This is a genomic window from Methylobacterium sp. 37f (assembly GCF_023093475.1).
In the GTDB taxonomy this organism is placed as follows: Bacteria; Pseudomonadota; Alphaproteobacteria; order Rhizobiales; family Beijerinckiaceae; genus Methylobacterium.
The window spans coordinates 103362-119254 of record NZ_JAGHKN010000004.1 but is presented as its reverse complement, the minus strand read 5'-3'; the positions used below and the strand labels follow the sequence as shown (position 1 = coordinate 119254).

The 15893-nt window shown below is 65.6% G+C and carries 16 protein-coding genes; 11 read left to right on the top strand and 5 right to left on the bottom strand.

Annotated elements, in window-relative coordinates; genetic code table 11:
• Nucleotides 1-19: 19 nt before the first annotated feature.
• On the bottom strand, nt 20-1171 hold the full coding sequence (mnmA, locus tag J7U37_RS04315; protein WP_056189287.1) for a tRNA 2-thiouridine(34) synthase MnmA: 1152 nt from the start codon (nt 1169-1171) through the stop codon (nt 20-22).
• Nucleotides 1172-2129: 958 nt separating this feature from the next.
• Here mnmA and J7U37_RS04310 point away from each other — a divergent pair.
• The 8 genes from J7U37_RS04310 (at nt 2130) to J7U37_RS04275 (ending at nt 9254) form a co-directional block, all read left to right on the top strand.
• Nucleotides 2130-2831: a flagellar hook-length control protein FliK gene (locus J7U37_RS04310; protein WP_247634916.1), complete on the top strand. Its 702-nt coding sequence runs from the start codon at nt 2130-2132 to the stop codon at nt 2829-2831.
• Between the two features lie 11 nt (nt 2832-2842).
• The gene (locus J7U37_RS04305; protein WP_247634915.1) at nt 2843-3517 is read left to right on the top strand and encodes a flagellar hook capping FlgD N-terminal domain-containing protein; all 675 of its coding nucleotides are present in this window, start codon (nt 2843-2845) and stop codon (nt 3515-3517) included.
• Between the two features lie 101 nt (nt 3518-3618).
• The gene (locus J7U37_RS04300) at nt 3619-3894 is read left to right on the top strand and encodes a DUF1153 domain-containing protein (protein WP_018044452.1); all 276 of its coding nucleotides are present in this window, start codon (nt 3619-3621) and stop codon (nt 3892-3894) included.
• 242 nt (nt 3895-4136) lie between these two features.
• The gene (fliF, locus tag J7U37_RS04295) at nt 4137-5738 is read left to right on the top strand and encodes a flagellar basal-body MS-ring/collar protein FliF (protein WP_247634979.1); all 1602 of its coding nucleotides are present in this window, start codon (nt 4137-4139) and stop codon (nt 5736-5738) included.
• 54 nt (nt 5739-5792) lie between these two features.
• Nucleotides 5793-6854, top strand: a complete 1062-nt coding sequence (gene fliG / locus J7U37_RS04290) for a flagellar motor switch protein FliG (protein WP_056189294.1) — start codon at nt 5793-5795, stop codon at nt 6852-6854.
• Nucleotides 6851-7450, top strand: coding sequence for a FliH/SctL family protein (locus J7U37_RS04285; RefSeq protein ID WP_247634914.1), 600 nt, complete (start codon nt 6851-6853; stop codon nt 7448-7450). The genes fliG and J7U37_RS04285 overlap by 4 nt, the downstream gene beginning before the upstream one ends.
• Nucleotides 7451-7477: 27 nt before the next feature.
• Nucleotides 7478-7822 carry a flagellar motor switch protein FliN gene (fliN, locus tag J7U37_RS04280; RefSeq protein ID WP_056189298.1) on the top strand — a complete coding sequence of 115 codons (345 nt, stop codon included), beginning with the start codon at nt 7478-7480 and terminating at the stop codon, nt 7820-7822.
• 64 nt (nt 7823-7886) lie between these two features.
• Entirely contained in the window at nt 7887-9254 is a 1368-nt protein-coding gene (locus J7U37_RS04275; RefSeq protein WP_247634913.1) for a sigma-54 dependent transcriptional regulator, read from the top strand.
• A gap of 45 nt (nt 9255-9299) precedes the next feature.
• Here the strand turns inward: J7U37_RS04275 and J7U37_RS04270 are convergent, their stop codons facing one another.
• Together J7U37_RS04270 and J7U37_RS04265 are read right to left on the bottom strand one after the other, a co-directional pair.
• Nucleotides 9300-9578, bottom strand: a complete 279-nt coding sequence (locus J7U37_RS04270; RefSeq protein WP_056479158.1) for a hypothetical protein — start codon at nt 9576-9578, stop codon at nt 9300-9302.
• Between the two features lie 75 nt (nt 9579-9653).
• Complete coding sequence (locus J7U37_RS04265) at nt 9654-10967, bottom strand: capsule biosynthesis protein (RefSeq protein WP_056479155.1); 1314 nt, start codon at nt 10965-10967, stop codon at nt 9654-9656.
• 240 nt (nt 10968-11207) lie between these two features.
• Between J7U37_RS04265 and J7U37_RS04260 the strand changes: the two genes are divergently transcribed.
• The 3 genes from J7U37_RS04260 to J7U37_RS04250 all read left to right on the top strand — a co-directional run bounded on the left by J7U37_RS04260 (nt 11208) and on the right by J7U37_RS04250 (nt 13686).
• Nucleotides 11208-11570, top strand: coding sequence for a (2Fe-2S) ferredoxin domain-containing protein (locus J7U37_RS04260; protein ID WP_247634912.1), 363 nt, complete (start codon nt 11208-11210; stop codon nt 11568-11570).
• 170 nt (nt 11571-11740) lie between these two features.
• On the top strand, nt 11741-12757 hold the full coding sequence (locus tag J7U37_RS04255) for a lysylphosphatidylglycerol synthase domain-containing protein (protein WP_247634911.1): 1017 nt from the start codon (nt 11741-11743) through the stop codon (nt 12755-12757).
• A 32-nt stretch (nt 12758-12789) separates the two neighbouring features.
• Nucleotides 12790-13686 (top strand): DMT family transporter, encoded by an 897-nt coding sequence (locus J7U37_RS04250; RefSeq protein ID WP_247634910.1) that lies wholly within the window; start codon nt 12790-12792, stop codon nt 13684-13686.
• 19 nt (nt 13687-13705) lie between these two features.
• On the opposite strand, the gene J7U37_RS04245 is transcribed toward J7U37_RS04250, so the two are convergent.
• Together J7U37_RS04245 and gmk are read right to left on the bottom strand one after the other, a co-directional pair.
• On the bottom strand, nt 13706-15106 hold the full coding sequence (locus J7U37_RS04245) for a dihydrolipoyl dehydrogenase (protein ID WP_247634909.1): 1401 nt from the start codon (nt 15104-15106) through the stop codon (nt 13706-13708).
• A 114-nt stretch (nt 15107-15220) separates the two neighbouring features.
• Nucleotides 15221-15883 carry a guanylate kinase gene (gene gmk / locus J7U37_RS04240; protein ID WP_056479147.1) on the bottom strand — a complete coding sequence of 221 codons (663 nt, stop codon included), beginning with the start codon at nt 15881-15883 and terminating at the stop codon, nt 15221-15223.
• Nucleotides 15884-15893: the final 10 nt, after the last annotated feature.

The following is a 15893-nucleotide window of genomic DNA, read 5'->3' as shown; positions in this document are numbered from 1 at the left end:
ATGATGACGCGGCTCTCGCTCAGGCGGCTTGGGCCGTGCCGGTCGCCAACGCGTCGATACGCCGAATGGTGCCACCACCGAGGACGCGGGCGCGTGGGCCGTCGTCGGCGTAGATCACGCAGGCCTGTCCGGGCGAGACGCCGTCCTCGGGCGTCGCCAGGACGATCTCGGCCGAATGGTCGGTGGGATCACGGGTTAGAAGCGCCGGGCGGGGTTCGCGGGTGGAGCGCACCCGCACCGCCACGGGCAGGCCCTCGAAAGCTTCGTCGCCGCCGAGCCAGTTCAGGTCGGTGATCCGAATTCGGCTGGTGGCCAGGGCCGAGCGTGGACCGACCACAACACGGGCGCTGTCGGGCTCGAGGCGGATGACGTAGAGCGGTTCGCCAACCGCGAGGCGCAGGCCCCGTCGCTGGCCGACGGTGTAGTGGATGATGCCCTCGTGCCGGCCGAGCACCTGCCCTCCGAGATCGACGATCTCGCCAGCGCGGGCCGCGTCCGGCCGCAGCCGGGCGATCACATCGGCGTAGCGTCCCTGCGGAACGAAGCAGATGTCCTGACTGTCAGCTTTTTCGGCGACCGCAAGGCCAAGGTCACGGGCGAGGCGCCGGGTCTCGTCCTTCGGCAGTTCCCCCAGGGGGAAACGGAGGAAGTCGAGTTGCTCCGCCGTGGTGGCGTAGAGGAAGTAGCTCTGGTCCCGCGCCGGATCGAGGGCGCGGTAGAGGCCGCGGCCACCGGAAGCCTCCGGGCGGCTCGCCACGTAATGCCCGGTCGCGAGGCAATCGGCTTCCAGGTCGCGGGCAGTGCGTAACAGATCGCGGAACTTGATCGAGCGATTGCACTCGACGCAGGGGATCGGCGTCTCCCCGGCGAGGTAGCTTTCGGCAAAGCGATCGATCACGGATTCGCGGAAGCGGTCCTCGTAGTCGAGAACGTAATGCGGGATCTCGAGAGCCTCCGCCACGCGGCGGGCATCATGGATGTCCTGGCCGGCGCAGCAGGCGCCTTTCCGATGGGTGGCGGCGCCATGATCGTAGAGCTGAAGCGTGATGCCGACGACGTCGTAGCCCTGCCGCTTCAGGAGACCGGCCACGACGGAGGAATCGACGCCGCCGGACATGGCGACGACGACGCGCGTCTCGTGCGGAGCCTTGGGAAGATCGAGGGAATTCATCGCGCCAGGGTTTGCCGGTGAGGACCGGTCCGGTCCCGCGCGTGAGTCTATAGCGATCCTCGCCCGGTAGTTCCAGGGAGATAGGTCAAGCGGGACAAGGCAAGTGTAGGCCCTCAGACGGGTGAAAGCTGCCGGTCCTGAGGCAGAAATTGCCGACCCGCGTTTTCATCAGCTCGACAGTCGACCAAAATTCCTAATCAATCACAGTCTCTTAGATCAAAAATTTCCTGGCCTGCGCCTTGCTCTGTCGGAGCCGAGGAGTAAGCGACCCATGCCTGTCTCGCCAATCGACCGGAGTTCCCTGGCGCGGCGGCCAGCCCCGACCGGAACGGTTCCGTCGCCGGGGGCAAACCTTGCCAGCTTCCGCATCGAGGCATCGGACGCGGCGTCCCGCGACGCTTCGTCCAACCTGCGTTCGGCGGCACTGCGACCCCGGGGCGACTACGCGGCGGCGGCGACTCGGAATGACCGAGTGGCGTCGGACCGCGCCGATGCCGCACGTCGAGCGGCGCAGGACCGGCATGATGCAAGGCAGGACGACGCGGCAAAGGCCGAGAGGGCTGAAAGGGCGAAGAGCGCTCGGTCGACCCCGGAGGCGCGCCAGCGGGCCGCTGCCCCGCAGGTTCGGGACCGGGTGTCCACCGCTGACCGCCAGGAAACTGCCGAAACGGTCGGTACGCCCCCCCCAGGGGCAGCCGGATCATCGGACGAAACATCCAACGCGGATGCGGCCTCTGACGACGGCAAGGCGATCCCCGAGGATGGTAGGGCCTCCGAAGACGAGACGAAGGAAGCGGCGCTGGGCGCGGCGCAGATGGTTCTTGCGCCGGCCGTTGCCCCTCCGCTTGCAAAGCAGGTGGCTGCAGCCCTGGGCGCAGGTGCAGCCCAGAGCGGGTCTGGGAAGCCGGGTGATCTTTCGAAGGCCGGTGACGATATTGCCGGTTCGGTGGAGGCCCGAATGACGCCTGTGGTGAAGCCGGATGCGTCGGCCCTCACCGGATTGCCGGCTCTGAAGGTAGCCGCGGAAAATGACGGCGCGGGGGCTGGCGACCAGCCTTTCGCCAAGGCCGAGGGGGCCTTTGCCGAGGCTCTGGGCGCCGCTTCCGATGCGACGGCACGGACTGATCTGGCGCCCTCTTCCGTGGCGAACCCCGCTCCCTCCGGTGCCAGGGGCGCGGAGCCGACGGCCCAGAATCCGGCGAGTGCCCAGGCCTCGGCACCGGTGCCTCTCGGCGCAGTCCCGATGACAATCGGCCTGCGATCCCTGGCCGGCAGCAATCAATTCGAAATCCGCCTCGACCCGAAGGATCTCGGCCGCATCGACGTGAACCTCGACATCGACAAGGCGACCGGGGCGGTTCAGGCCCACCTTGTCGTCGATCGGCCGGAAACCCTGGCTCTGCTCCAGCGCGATGCCGCCAATCTCCAGCAGGCGCTGGCCCAGGCCGGTCTCAGCGCGGGCGACGGAAGCATCAACCTGTCCCTGAGGGGCGATGGAGCCGCCAGCGGACAGTCGAACGGCTCCGGCGCCGACGGGGGCGCCTCGGACCGGCACGGCGCTGCGCGCGCCGGCTCCCACGCCTCCGACGTCATCCCATCCCTCACCGCCGTTCCGATGCGCCGCTACGGCGCCCTCCTCGGCATCGACATCCGTATCTGAGGAACCGAACCATGGCTTCAGGCATCACAGGCGCCGCCAGCGCGGCGAACGCGAAAGGCACCACCAAGACCTCTCAGCAGGAACTGGCGGGGAATTTCACCCAGTTCCTGACGCTGCTGACGACGCAGCTCAAGAACCAGAACCCCCTTGACCCGATGGACACCAACCAGTTCACCCAACAGCTGGTGCAATATGCCGGCGTCGAGCAGCAGCTGAAGTCGAACGACCGTCTAGACTCGATCCTCAGCAACGCCAAATCGTCGAGCGCAGCGTCGGCGACAGACTTTATCGGCCAGACCATCACGGCGGACGGAAAGACGACCACGCTCAAGGACGGCGCCGCGCAATGGACGCTGACGCCGTCACGGGCCGCCAAGCAGGCCACGATGACGATCAGCGATGCTAAGGGCAACGTGGTGGCAACCCAGACCAAGGCCCTCGCGGAGGGCGCCCAGTCCTTCACCTGGGATGGGCGCTCGTCGAGCGGGTTCACCTCGGCGAACGGAACCTACTCGATCAAAGTGGATGCGGTCGACGTCACCGGCACCAAGATCGTGGTTGACACCAAGGTCAAGGGAACGGTGTCGAGCATCGATCTCAGCGGGTCCGAACCGGTGCTTCTCGTCGGCAAATCGAAGGTCCCGGTGTCGGCGGTTCAGGACATCGGTGCGAAGTTGTCCACATGACGAACTGGGCGAATCCAATGCGAGTGATCCGCTTCAAGATATCTTAAGCGGCCACAAGTAGCTTCCAATCTCGACAGGTCAGTCGAGTTGTAGAGCGTATCATGACCGAACCAAGCCGCCCGAGAGTGAAGTACGTGATCGGGCCTGATGGAAGTCCGTTAACCATTGCGGACCTTCCGCCGACCACCACGCGGCGATGGGTCATCCGTCGCAAGGCCGAAGTGGTCGCCGCCGTGAGAGGCGGATTGCTCAGCCTTGAGGAGGCCTGCCAGCGCTACACCCTCACCACCGAGGAGTTCCTGAGCTGGCAATTCTCCATCGATCAACACGGTTTGGCCGGCCTGCGCACGACGCGCATCCAGCACTACCGTCACTGAGTCCCCGACCGCCGGGATTTCCGTCAATCCCGTCGGTCTCATCCGAACACGGAAGCCGCGTCTCCTCATCCGGGCGCGGCTTTCGCGTTTCCGGCGACCTGTATAGGACTACCTGTCCTCCATCATAGGACCACCCGTCCTTCCTCACGGAACGTTAACTTCGCGGTAACCACGACCCAGGCAAATTTTGCCTAGTAGGTGCCGGGAGTCCGGTGCCGCGTCTCGTGTGGGTACGTCGCTTCGTGAAACCGGTCCTCGACCTCGTGACCAAGTTAGGCCCGGCGCGTCTCGCCGCCATGGCCGCCGTCACGATGACGCTGATCGGTTTCTTCGCCTTCGTGATCCTGCGCGTCTCCAAGCCCGACATGGGTGTGCTCTTCGCCGACCTGTCGATGTCCGATTCTTCGGCCGTGATCCGTGACCTCGACGCACGCGGCATCAAATACGAAACCCGCGGCGACGCCGGTCAGACCATCCTGGCGCCCCGCGCCGACCTTCCCCGCCTGCGCATGGACCTCGCCGGTAAGGGCCTTCCGGGCGCCGCCGGCGTCGGCTACGAGATCTTCGACAAGGGCGACGCCTTCTCGTCCACCAACTTCGTTCAGAACGTGAACCACCTTCGGGCCCTGGAAGGCGAGCTGTCCCGCTCCATTCGGGCCATCGCTCGGGTCCAGGCCGCCCGTGTTCACCTCGTGATCCCGGAGCGCCGCCTGTTCGAGCGCGATCGTGAAACACCGAGCGCCGCCATCGTCCTCAAGCTGATGGGAGATCTCGACCCCTCCCAGGTCCGGGCTATCCGCCACCTCGTGGCCTCTGCGGTGGAGGGCCTGAAGCCGGAACGCGTGTCCATCGTCGACGAGCGCGGGCGTCTTCTGGCCGACGGTGCACGCGGCACCGAGGCCGATGCCGGTGCCGGCATGGAGGAGAAGCAGGTCGGCATCGAGCGCCGCCTGCGCTCGCAGATTGAGGAGATCGTCGCCGGAATCGTCGGGGCCGGCCGCGCTCGCATCCAGGTCAGCGCCGAACTCGACCTCAACCGGATCGAAAGTCGTTCGGAAAGCTTCGATCCCGAGAGCCGCGTGATGCGCTCCACCCAGACACGCAGCGAGATCTCGATCACGAGTGGCTCCGAAGGCGCGGTCACGGTGGGCAACGAGCTTCCCGGTGCCAATCAGCCGGGGCCGGCTCCGACCCCGAAAGATTCCACGAACAAGAATGAGGAGACCACGAACTACGAGATCTCCCGCGTCACCAAAACCGAAATTGCCGAGGGCGGAAGGGTCAAGCGGCTCTCGGTTGCGGTGGTGGTCGACGGAGCCTACGTCCCGGGACCGGATGGCAAGCCGGTCTACCAGCCGCGCCCGGCCGATGAGGTCGATCGCATCGCTGCCCTGGTCCGATCGGCCATCGGCTACGACAAAGCCCGCGGCGATCAGGTGGAGGTGATGAACCTTCGGTTTGCAGAGACCCCGACACAGGTTGAGTTCGCCGAGCCAAGCTTGGTTCAGTCGCTGCTATCCCCGTCCAAAGAGGAGATCATGCGGATCGTCGAGCTAGCTGTTCTCAGCATGCTGACGCTGATCGTCCTGATGGCGGTCGTGCGCCCCCTGCTGAAGAAGGTCCTGGCCTCGGAGCCGATCCAGATCGCGATCGCGTCGGGCGCCGGAGCCGCGGTCGCCGAAGCTCTGATGGTGCCGCCCGAGAATACCACTGCGCGGCTCGTCGATTTTGCGCAGTTGAACGGCAAGGTACAGGCTGAGACGGTCCAGCGTGTCGTCGACATGGTTCGCGCCAGCCCGAGCGAGACCGTGGAAGTGCTCCGCAACTGGATCCACGAGACCTGATGTCGATTGCGGCTGGAAACCATTCCCTGCATCACCCGGTGAGGAGGTGAGGCCATGGCCTCGGGACTGAACCTTCAGGCGGAACTCGCCAAGCTCGGCAGCGGTAACGGCGGCGGCTTCCCGGGCATGACCGGGGCTCAGCGCGCCGCTGCTCTTCTGCTTTTGCTGGGGGAAAGCGAAGGCGCACCGATCTGGCAGATGCTCGACGAGGACGAGGTCAAGCTCGTCTCGCACGCCATGGTGCAGCTCGGCTCGCTGGAGGCCGAGACCGTCGAGAAGCTCATCGTCGACTTCGTCTCGCGTCTGTCCTCCGGCGGCGGAATCACGTCGAATTTCGAGCGCACCGAATCTCTGCTCCTGAAGATTTTTCCGACCGAGCAGGTCTCGGCGATCATGGCAGAGATCAAGGGCGCCTCGGGGAAGCGGGTCTGGGCAAGCCTCACGCAGATCGACCCCGAAATCCTCGCCTCTTTCCTACGGAACGAATACCCGCAGACCGTCGCGGTCGTCCTTTCGAAGGTGCGCTCCGACTACGCCGCCAAGGTTCTGACCATTCTGCCCGAGGAATTCGCCATCGACGTCCTCAATCGGATGCTCCGCATGGAAACGGTGCAGAAGGAGGCGCTGCGGCACATCGAGGAAACCCTTCGCGTCGAATTCGTCTCGACCATCGCGCAGACCACGCGTCGCGACGCGCACGAGCTGATGGCCGACGTGTTCAATGCGTTCGACCGCCAGACCGAGGGTCGCTTCCTGACGGCCCTCGACCAGGCCAATCGCGGGTCGGCCAAGAAGATTCGCCAGCTCATGTTCACCTTCGAGGATCTGCTCAAGCTCGATGCCGGCAGCGTTCAGACCCTCCTGCGCAAGGTCGATAACGAGACGCTGTGCCGGGCCCTCAAGGGGGCCGACGAGCGGGTGCGCACCTTCTTCCTCAAAAACATGTCCACCCGTGCGGCGAAGAACATCACCGACGAGATGGGTTCGCTCGGCCCGATCCGGCTCAAGGACGTGGATGAGGCGCAGGCCAAGATGACCGAACTCGCCAAGGAATTGGCGGAGAAGGGCGAGATCATGATCGCCAAGTCGAGCGGTGAGGAGGAACTGGTCTATTGAACGCACGTCGCTTCCTCTTCGACACCGATTTCCGTCCCCGCCCGGACAACCCTGCCACCGTTAAGGAGGCGGCCGCTCTGGCGGAGACCGTCGCGCGCGCCGAGGCCGAGGGCTATGCGCGCGGACTTCGCGAAGGGCAGGCCATCGCCGAACAGCAGATCCAGGCGCGCCTGTCGGACGCAATCACCCGACTGGGGCTCGCAGCCGCCGGCCTGATCGGGCAATCGGATGCACGTGACCTGTCGCGTGAGGACGAAGCGATGGACTTCGCGGTCGCCCTTGCCCGCAAGATCGCCGGCGAGGCCCTTGATGCTCAGCCCCTAGCGGCAATCGGCGACGCCGCCCGCGCCGCGCTCCAGCACCTGCGCGGCGTGCCTCACCTAGTGGTCCGGGTTCACGAGAGTCTCGTCGATGACTCTGAGGCTCTTGTGAAGAGACTGGCGCGCGAGCGCGGCTTCGAGGGCCGTCTCGTCGTGCTCGGCGAGCCCGATCTCGCACCGGGCGACGCGCGCATGGAATGGGCCGATGGTGGTGTGGTGAGAGACCGCGCCCGCATCGAGGCCGCCGTGCTCTCCGCCATTGGCATCCCCGCCTAACCCGACACCGGATCAGGAAGAGCCAGCATGTCCGACGATTTCAGCCTTCCCCAACTCAATAGCGGCGATGCGTCCTTCGACGGGCTCGGGACCGAGTCGATCCGCGAGGCCCCAACGACCCCGAAGAGCGCTGCGGACCTGGAGCAGGTCTTCGACGTGCCAGTGGTCGTCTCCGCGGTTCTCGGATCCTCCCGCATGCCGATCGGAGATCTGCTCCGACTCCAACCCGGCGCCGTGCTGGAACTCGACCGAAAGGTCGGCGAAGCCATCGACATTTTCGTGAACAATCGCCTCGTGGCGCGTGGTGAGGTCGTCCTCGTCGAAGACCGACTTGGCGTTACGATGACCGAGATTATCAAGAGCGATCACTGAACCTTCTCACCTTTCCGGCCGCCGCGCACCCGCGCGAAGCCAAATCTGACGGAGACCATGGGCCATGCGGCTTCTCATCATCGGACGCCTGAACAGCGAACTGATCACGGCGTCGAAGATCGCCATGAACCGCGGTGCGTCCGTGACCAACGCCGAGAACCTGACGCAGGGCCTGGCCGTTCTCCGCTCCAAGGGCGCCGACCTCATCATGATCGATGTCGGCTTGGCGATCCGCGATCTTGTCACCGCGTTGACCGACGAGCGTATCCGCACGCCAGTCATCGCCTGCGGTGTCGCCACCGATGCCAAGGCCGCCGTTGCGGCGATCCAAGCTGGGGCTCGCGAGTACATTCCCCTGCCTCCCGACCCCGACATGATCGCGGCAGTGCTCCAGGCGGTATCCGAAGATGGCCGTGCCTTTGTGTGGCGCGACGCGTCCATGGAGAAGGTGGTCAAACTCGCCGAGCAGGTGGCTCGCTCCGAAGCGTCGGTGCTGATCACCGGCGAAAGCGGCACCGGCAAGGAGGTGTTGGCCCGCCACGTCCACGGAAAGTCGAACCGGGCCAACCGCCCCTTCGTCTCCGTCAATTGCGCAGCCATTCCGGAAGCACTGCTCGAATCCGAGTTGTTCGGCCACGAGAAAGGGGCGTTCACTGGAGCCATCGCGCGTCGGATCGGCAGATTTGAGGAGGCCAATGGCGGAACGTTGCTGCTCGACGAAATCTCCGAGATGGATGTGCGCCTGCAGTCGAAACTGCTGCGCGCTCTCCAGGAGCGCGTGATCGACCGGGTCGGTGGAACCTCACCGGTGAAAGTCGACATCCGCGTCCTTGCGACGTCCAATCGCAATCTGGTGGAAGAGGTCCGCAAGGGCACATTCCGCGAGGATCTGTACTACCGGCTGAACGTCGTCCATCTCCGCCTACCGGCCCTACGGGAACGCCCGGCCGATATCCTTGAACTCGCCGCTCACTTCGCTCGAAAATACGCCGACGTGAATGGACTGCCGATGCGCCCGCTCAGTCAGGCGGCGCAGAGCCTCGTCCGGGCCAATCCTTGGCGCGGCAACGTGCGCGAACTCGAGAACACCCTCCATCGAGCCGTGCTGCTCGCCTCTGGAACCGAGATCGGTCACGATGCGATTCTGACCCCCGAAGGGGACAGTATCGCGCCGGTCTCTGCAGGTCCGGCCGAGCGGGCTGCCCGAGTGGCCGAGGCCGCAACCCGCGGTCTCGTTGGACAGACTGTGGCCCAGGTGGAGCGTGATCTGATTCTCGATACCCTGGATCACTGTCTCGGCAACCGGACGCATGCTGCGACCATTTTGGGTATCTCGATCCGGACGCTGCGCAACAAGCTCAACGAGTACGTCGATGCCGGCCTGTCCGTTGCGGAACCCGGCAACGTGAGGGCTGTCGCCGCCTACGGCTGATCGATTTTCCAGCGATAGAGTGCACTGCTCACCGCACGGTCGCGCTCAGCGATCGCCATAAGCCTGCTCGGTCGCCATCTGGACGGCATGGGCGCGCTCCAACTTTTCCAAGGCGACGAAACGCGCGATTTCGGCCTCGACATCGCGGATCGTCTCCTGGACCAGATGCTGCTGAAGGGCAGTCCGGGGATCATCCGCAGTAAGGCCGTCCCGCGCCTGGAGACGCTCGACCGCCTCTTTGACGACGCTGTAGACTGCCTCGCGTTCCGAGCGGGACATCGCGGGATTGACCGCCCGGGCAATGAGATCGTTGAAGTCCGACATACGGTCTGAAGGAACCCCTTGGCTTGGAAAAACTGGCGGTTGCGGCAGGTCCATACCAACGCCGCTGGGGCGGCGTCAGAGGCGTTGGTCGTTGATACCGGCCAGGATCAACGCCAGTGAACTCCAGACGACCAGGAAGCCGAAGAACACCACCATCAGGCTGTACCCGCGCTGCGGATACTCAGAGTAGGTCGGCAAAGAGGGCTCGACGAATGTCGCCAGGTAGATCTGCTGCTTGCCGGCAGCGATTCTGGCCCGATCGACCATGAGGTTCGCAGATTCGTTGAGCTTCGTCGCGATGGTGCGCTCGACCTGCAGGCCCTCGTATTCCAGCAACGCGCGCGTCATGTTCGTGCTCGGATCCGAGCCGGACAACCCCTCGGTGGTGAGTTGGTCGGTCAGTTTCTTGATCTGCTGATCCAAAGCGCTGATGCCGGAAACCAGATTCTGAATGCTGCGCGATTTCTCGTCGAGGTTTGAGCCGCGCAGCACAACGAGGTCGGACTCGGCCTTGATCCGATCCTTGCGCAGCAACGCGATCGTGGTCAGCGTCGATTCTGCCGCCTTGGCGGGATCGATGATCCCCCAGCGGTTTCGGAAGACCTGGAGAGCCAGATGGGCGTTGCGCAGCCGTTCCTGCGCCTTCGCCGCTTCAATCTCGGCATGTTTGACCATGTCACCTTGAGCACGTCGCGAGATGTCGTTGATCAGGGCTTCGCTGCGCGCCACCACTTCCCGATTGATGGTCAGAGCGTCCTCGGGCGTGAACGCACGTACGTTCAAGGTGATGATGCCGGATAGCACCTCGATCCGTGTCGTCACATGGTGGCGCCAGTACTTGACCAACTCCTCGATCGGTTGCCCCGGCCGGTAGCGTTCCCAGAAATCTGCATTACTCCGAGAGAACATCTCCGAGACTTTGAGATGCTGCTCCGCCTTTGAAACGATTGCTTGGCTATCGATGTAATCTCGGATGATAAAGCTATCCTGGCTGTTATGCTTCATCATCAAGTCTGAGAATTGCCCGCCCGGACTTTCGTCCATCGGCTCGACATTGCCGCGCACCGCAAACTGGGCAGTCGCGATGTACTGATCCGAGGCGAAGACGAAAAGATAGAGCCCTGCGATGGCTGTCGGCAGAAGAACGAAAAAGCCGAATTGACGGAGGAGACCGCCTATCAGGTTCTTCGGCGTTGCCGATGGAGGGCGAATCCCAGGCAGGCGCCGCCAGTCGAGCTGCTCCTGTGCCCGTTTCAACAGGGCCGGGACGCGGCTTGGCGTGACCGGAGGGACGGTTTCGGCATCGCGCCGCAGATCCGGTACCGAATTCAGTGCGACGTCGATGACCCCGCGCACCCGGTCCCTCTGCTTGACCTCGTCGACGCTCATGCTTCTAGGTTCCCGGGACTCGGCTCGATGCGGGCTAGCTGTGGACGGCCCGTCAAGGGCAGTCATCCTGACGAAGCCAGACGACGATGCATATGGTCACGCCTTCGGAGCCCTCTCGACACTCTGGCGTTGTGTTTTGGCATGTTGCGGTTTTCGGCCCTTTTTAAGGCGCCTCGTCATCCGTTGCACCCTCGGTGACGGTACCAATAGACCTCGATCGCTCGATAAACCGGTGGGTGAATGAACAGCAAGAATGAGGTGGAAGGGCACCGGGCACGCTTACGCCTGGCCAGGGCTGGATTTTCGGAGTTGGTGCTGGTCTGCAGCAAATGCGTCAAGCGTCAGGGTTTGACAAAGGGTTCGTTACGGAAACTTCTGAAGCGTGAGCTGAAGGGTCGAACCACGGTTGGCAAGCTCCGCATCGTCGAAACCGGCTGCCTTGGTCCCTGTCCAAAACGGTTGATGGCTGTCGCGACGACGGGGAGCTTGGTAAAACAGCGGATCCATCTTCTCGATCCAACCGCCTCTGCAGCTGAATCGGTTGATGCACTGTTCCCCGATTTCGGCCCCAAAGTCCGCTTAGCGCTGGGGGTGGATCGATGAATTCGGGTCGGTAGATTCAGATTGGGCGAGTTTCGTCACCTGCATCGCGGCCCAGGGTAAGTATAGCTTGGAGCGGACGACACTTGACCGACCTCTTGCCTGAGTCGTCATCTGCGGAAGCACTTTCGCCCGCAGGAGACTCGCGAACGACAAGTCTCGGCCGTGGCGTGATGCGTCGCCTACCCCTCGTTGGAACCCTGCTGGGACTTGGACTCGGGGTCTGGCTGATCGCAACAAACGATCTCGGGTCCGTCGCAGACGCCTTCGGGCGCGTGGGAGCGGTGGGTCTCGTGAGCATCGTGCTGGTTCGCGTGGCCATCATCCTTTTTTGCGGGCTGGCCTGGGCCCAGATCGTGCGGGGCATCGCCGGTCTCGGACAAGCAAAGACCGGCGCCTTCGTCCTGTTGAGATTCGTCCGCGAGGGCATCAACGTGCTGCTGCCGGTCGCCTCGATCGGAGGTGATGTCGTCGGTGGCCGCCTGCTCACCTTCTGGGGCGCGACGGGGACCCTCGCGGCTGGATCGATCCTGGTCGATATGTTGTTCCAGGCGGGCACCCAGGCGCTCTTCGCTTTGGGCGGGGTAGTGCTTCTGCTGCAGGTTGGAGGGGACTCGGCTCAGGGCCTCGCGACCTGGGTCTTGCGCGTGCTGGGCGTCACCGCACTGCTGCTCACCGCTTTCCTGCTTGTACAACGCAGCGCCGCAGCGCGGACTGTTGCAGGAAAGGCCATCGACCGCCTGCGCAGGACGTTCCGCGGACAGGGTGGCGTGACGAAGCAGACGGGAGGCAGCGTCTACGACGCTCTCGATGCAATCTGGGGCGCGAACCGGAGTGGGCGGCTCGCTGCCTCCGTGCTTCTGCATCTCGTGGCCTGGATGCTGGGCGCCGTCGAGATCTGGATCGCTTTGGCGTGCATCGGCGTGGCGAATGTCGGTTTCGCCGAGGTCATGGTCATTGAGGCGCTAAGCCAGGCGATCAAGTCCGCCGCTTTCCCCGTTCCAAGCGGACTCGGCGTGCAGGAGGGCGGCTTCGTCCTCCTAGGCAGCCTGTTCGGCATCGATGCCGGCACCGCGCTCGCCCTTTCGCTGATCAAGCGCGTTCCCGATGTGGTTCTCGGCCTCCCTGCCCTGCTGCTGTGGCAGGCGCTGGAGGCGCGGCGCGCACTGATCCTGCCGCCGACGCCTTGAAGCGCGACGTGTCTACGACCATTCGCGGGCCCATGGCAGCACGGGGTGTTCTGGCCGCGACTCTGCTGCCGGTGGGTGCCCTCCTCGGCAGCATCGTCTCGCTGAGTGTGGGCACGTCCTTCGCCAAGCGCCTGTTCCCGATGCTCGGTGCCGAGGGCACCACCACGCTCCGCGTCGGCCTGTCGGCGGTGATGCTGGTACTCCTGTGGCGGCCTTGGCGCCTGCAACTGAGCTTCGCCGATGCCCGGTCACTGGTGCTCTACGGCACGGTGTTGGGCGCGATGAATCTGCTGTTTTACCTGTCGCTCCGGACCATCCCGCTGGGCCTTGCCATCGCCATCGAGTTCTCCGGCCCGCTGGCCTTGGCGCTCGTGGTCTCGCGCAAGCCGATCGACTTCGCCTGGATCGGCTGTGCGATCCTGGGGCTCGGCCTGCTGCTGCCGCTCGGCGGCCTCTCCAGCGGGCTCGATCCGGTCGGCGTCGCCTGCGCGCTTGGTGCGGCCGTGTGCTGGGCGCTCTACATCGTCTTCGGACAGCGGGTCGGGCATCTCCACGGGGGCTGTGCCGTTGCGATCGGGATGTCGGTGGCGGCCCTGTTCGTCATGCCCTTCGGCATCGCCAGTGCGGGCGTGGCACTGCTCGATCCCGCGATTCTAGGGTTCGGACTCGCGGTGGCCGCCCTGTCGAGCGCGCTGCCCTACACCCTCGAGATGGTCGCGCTGCAGCGTCTGTCGAAGCAGAGCTTCGGCGTACTCCTCAGCCTTGAGCCCGCAGTCGGGTCGCTTGCAGGCTTCATGATCTTAGGTGAGCGCCTCACCCCCACGGAGTGGATCGCCATCCTATGCATCGTGGTGGCCTCCATCGGTAACACCATCACGGGGCATCGCCGACGGAACAGAGGCGCGGCGGTCGGAGTCTCACCGGTCTGACGATCCGCCGGCTTTCGGTTCAGGGCGTAGCCGACTGCGAGACGATATCGTCCAGGGCGGTCTTCAGCCCCTCTTCGACGGTGGGATGGTAGAACGGCCGGTCGAGCAGGGTCTGGGCCGACAGGCCGTCCTCGATCGCCAAAGCGAGCAGGTGCGCGAGGTGTTCGCACGACGGGCCGAGCATCTCGGCGCCCGTGAGGCGGCCGGTTCTGTCGGCGTAGAGGCGCAGACCGCCGGCGTTCTCGGCCATGATCCTGGCCCGTCCCTGGTCGCCGAAATCGACGTTGCCGATCAAGGTGTTGGTGTCCTCTGGATCGAACGGAATACCGACGCTGGCCGCCTGCGGCTCGGTGAACACCATGGCGAGGTTCGTCCAGCGCCGGGGCGCCGCGACGGAGCCGCCCCCGTCGGCGATCAGCCGGGCCGCGTTGGCGCCGGCGATGTGCCCCTGGCGGGAGGCTTCGTGCAGCACCGGCCGCTCGGCGTTGGCATCGCCGGCGAGGAAGATGGGTGCGCCGGCGCAGAGCAGCGAGCGGGGGTCGACGTCCGGCATGCCGTCCGCGTCGAGGGTAAGGCCGGCCTGGTCGAGGCCGAGGTGATGCAGGTTCGGGGGACGGCCGATGGCGGCGAGCACCCGGGCGAAGCTGCCGCTATGGGCGGCGCCGTCCGCGCCGGTCCAGGTCAGACAGGCGCGCCCTTCGTCGATGCGGCCGCCGGTGACCTCGGAGGCGAGTTCCAGGGTGATCTCGGCGCCGAAGATCCGGCGGGCCTCGGCGGCGAGGCCGGGGTCGCGCAGGGCGGCGAGGTGGGTGCCGGGATCGAAGAGCGTGACGGCGACGCCGAGGCGGGCCATGGCCTGGGCCAGCTCGATTCCGACGGCGCCGCCGCCCAGGACGGCGAGGGATTCGGGCAGATCCGGCAGTTCGAACACCGTGTCGGTATTCACCAGCAACGTGTCGAGGTCACACAGGTTGGAGGGCATCGCCGGGTGTGACCCGCTGGCGACGACCGCGGCGCGGTAGGCGACGCGGGTGTGATCGTCGACCATCAGGGTGCCGGGGCCGGTGAAGCGGGCGCGGCCGTCGATTCGGGCCTCCGCGTCGATGGCCTCGACGCCGTCAAGCACGCCGGCGACGAAACGATCGCGCTCGCGCCGGACCCGGGCCATCACGGCGGGGCCATAGATGCGGACGGGACCGGCCTCGACGCCGAAAATCCCGGCCCGGCGGGCCGCATGGGCGGCGTTGCCGGCGGTGATCAGGAGCTTCGACGGCATGCAGCCGACGCGGGCGCAGGTGGTGCCGCCGGGGCCGGCCTCGATCAGCACGACGTCGGCGCCGCCGGCGCGGGCGGCGTGGAAGGCGGCGAGGCCGGCGGTGCCGGCGCCGATCACGGCGATGTCACAGAATCTCTCGCGCATCGCGTCGGGGTCTCGCAGGTTGGCGCCGCTGGGCCCTGCAAGGGCGAGGCGGTGCGGGGCGGCGGGCCAACACGCCGGTCCGGCGAACGTTCCTGGGGCGGCTGCGGCCTTCCGTCAGTCCGGCTCGGCCAGCAGGCCTTCGACGAAGGCGGTCAGGCCGACGCGGCGCTCGCGCTTCAGGCGCTCGGCGATGAGGATGCCCTCGAGGGAGCGGAAGGCGTCGTCGAGATCGTCGTTGACGATGACGTAGTCGTATTCGCTCCAGCGCTGGATCTCCATCCGGGCATTGGCGAGGCGCTTCTCGATGGTGTCCGGCGAATCCTCGGCCCGGCGCTCCAGGCGGTGGCGCAGTTCGGCCAGCGAGGGCGGCAGGATGAACACCGTGACCACGTCTTCGGCGAGCTTGGAGCGCACCTGCCGGGTGCCCTGGTAGTCGATGTCGAAGATCATGTCCCGGCCGGCGCCCAGCACCTTCTCCACCGGGCGGCGCGGGGTGCCGTAGAAATTGCCGTGCACCTCGGCCCATTCGAGCAGGTTGTCGGCGCTGCGCAGGGCGTCGAAGGCCTCGCGGTCGATGAAGGTGTAGTGCTTGCCGTCGATCTCGGAGGGCCGGCGCTGGCGCGTCGTCACCGAGATCGAGAGGTCGAGGCCCCATTTCGGGTCGGCCGCCACCGCCCGGGTCAGCGTGGTCTTGCCCGCGCCGGACGGGGACGACAGAATAAGGATGAACCCGCGCCGCCCGATCGACGGTGCGCTCTCCTTCGATGAGGCCTGCATTTCGGGACCA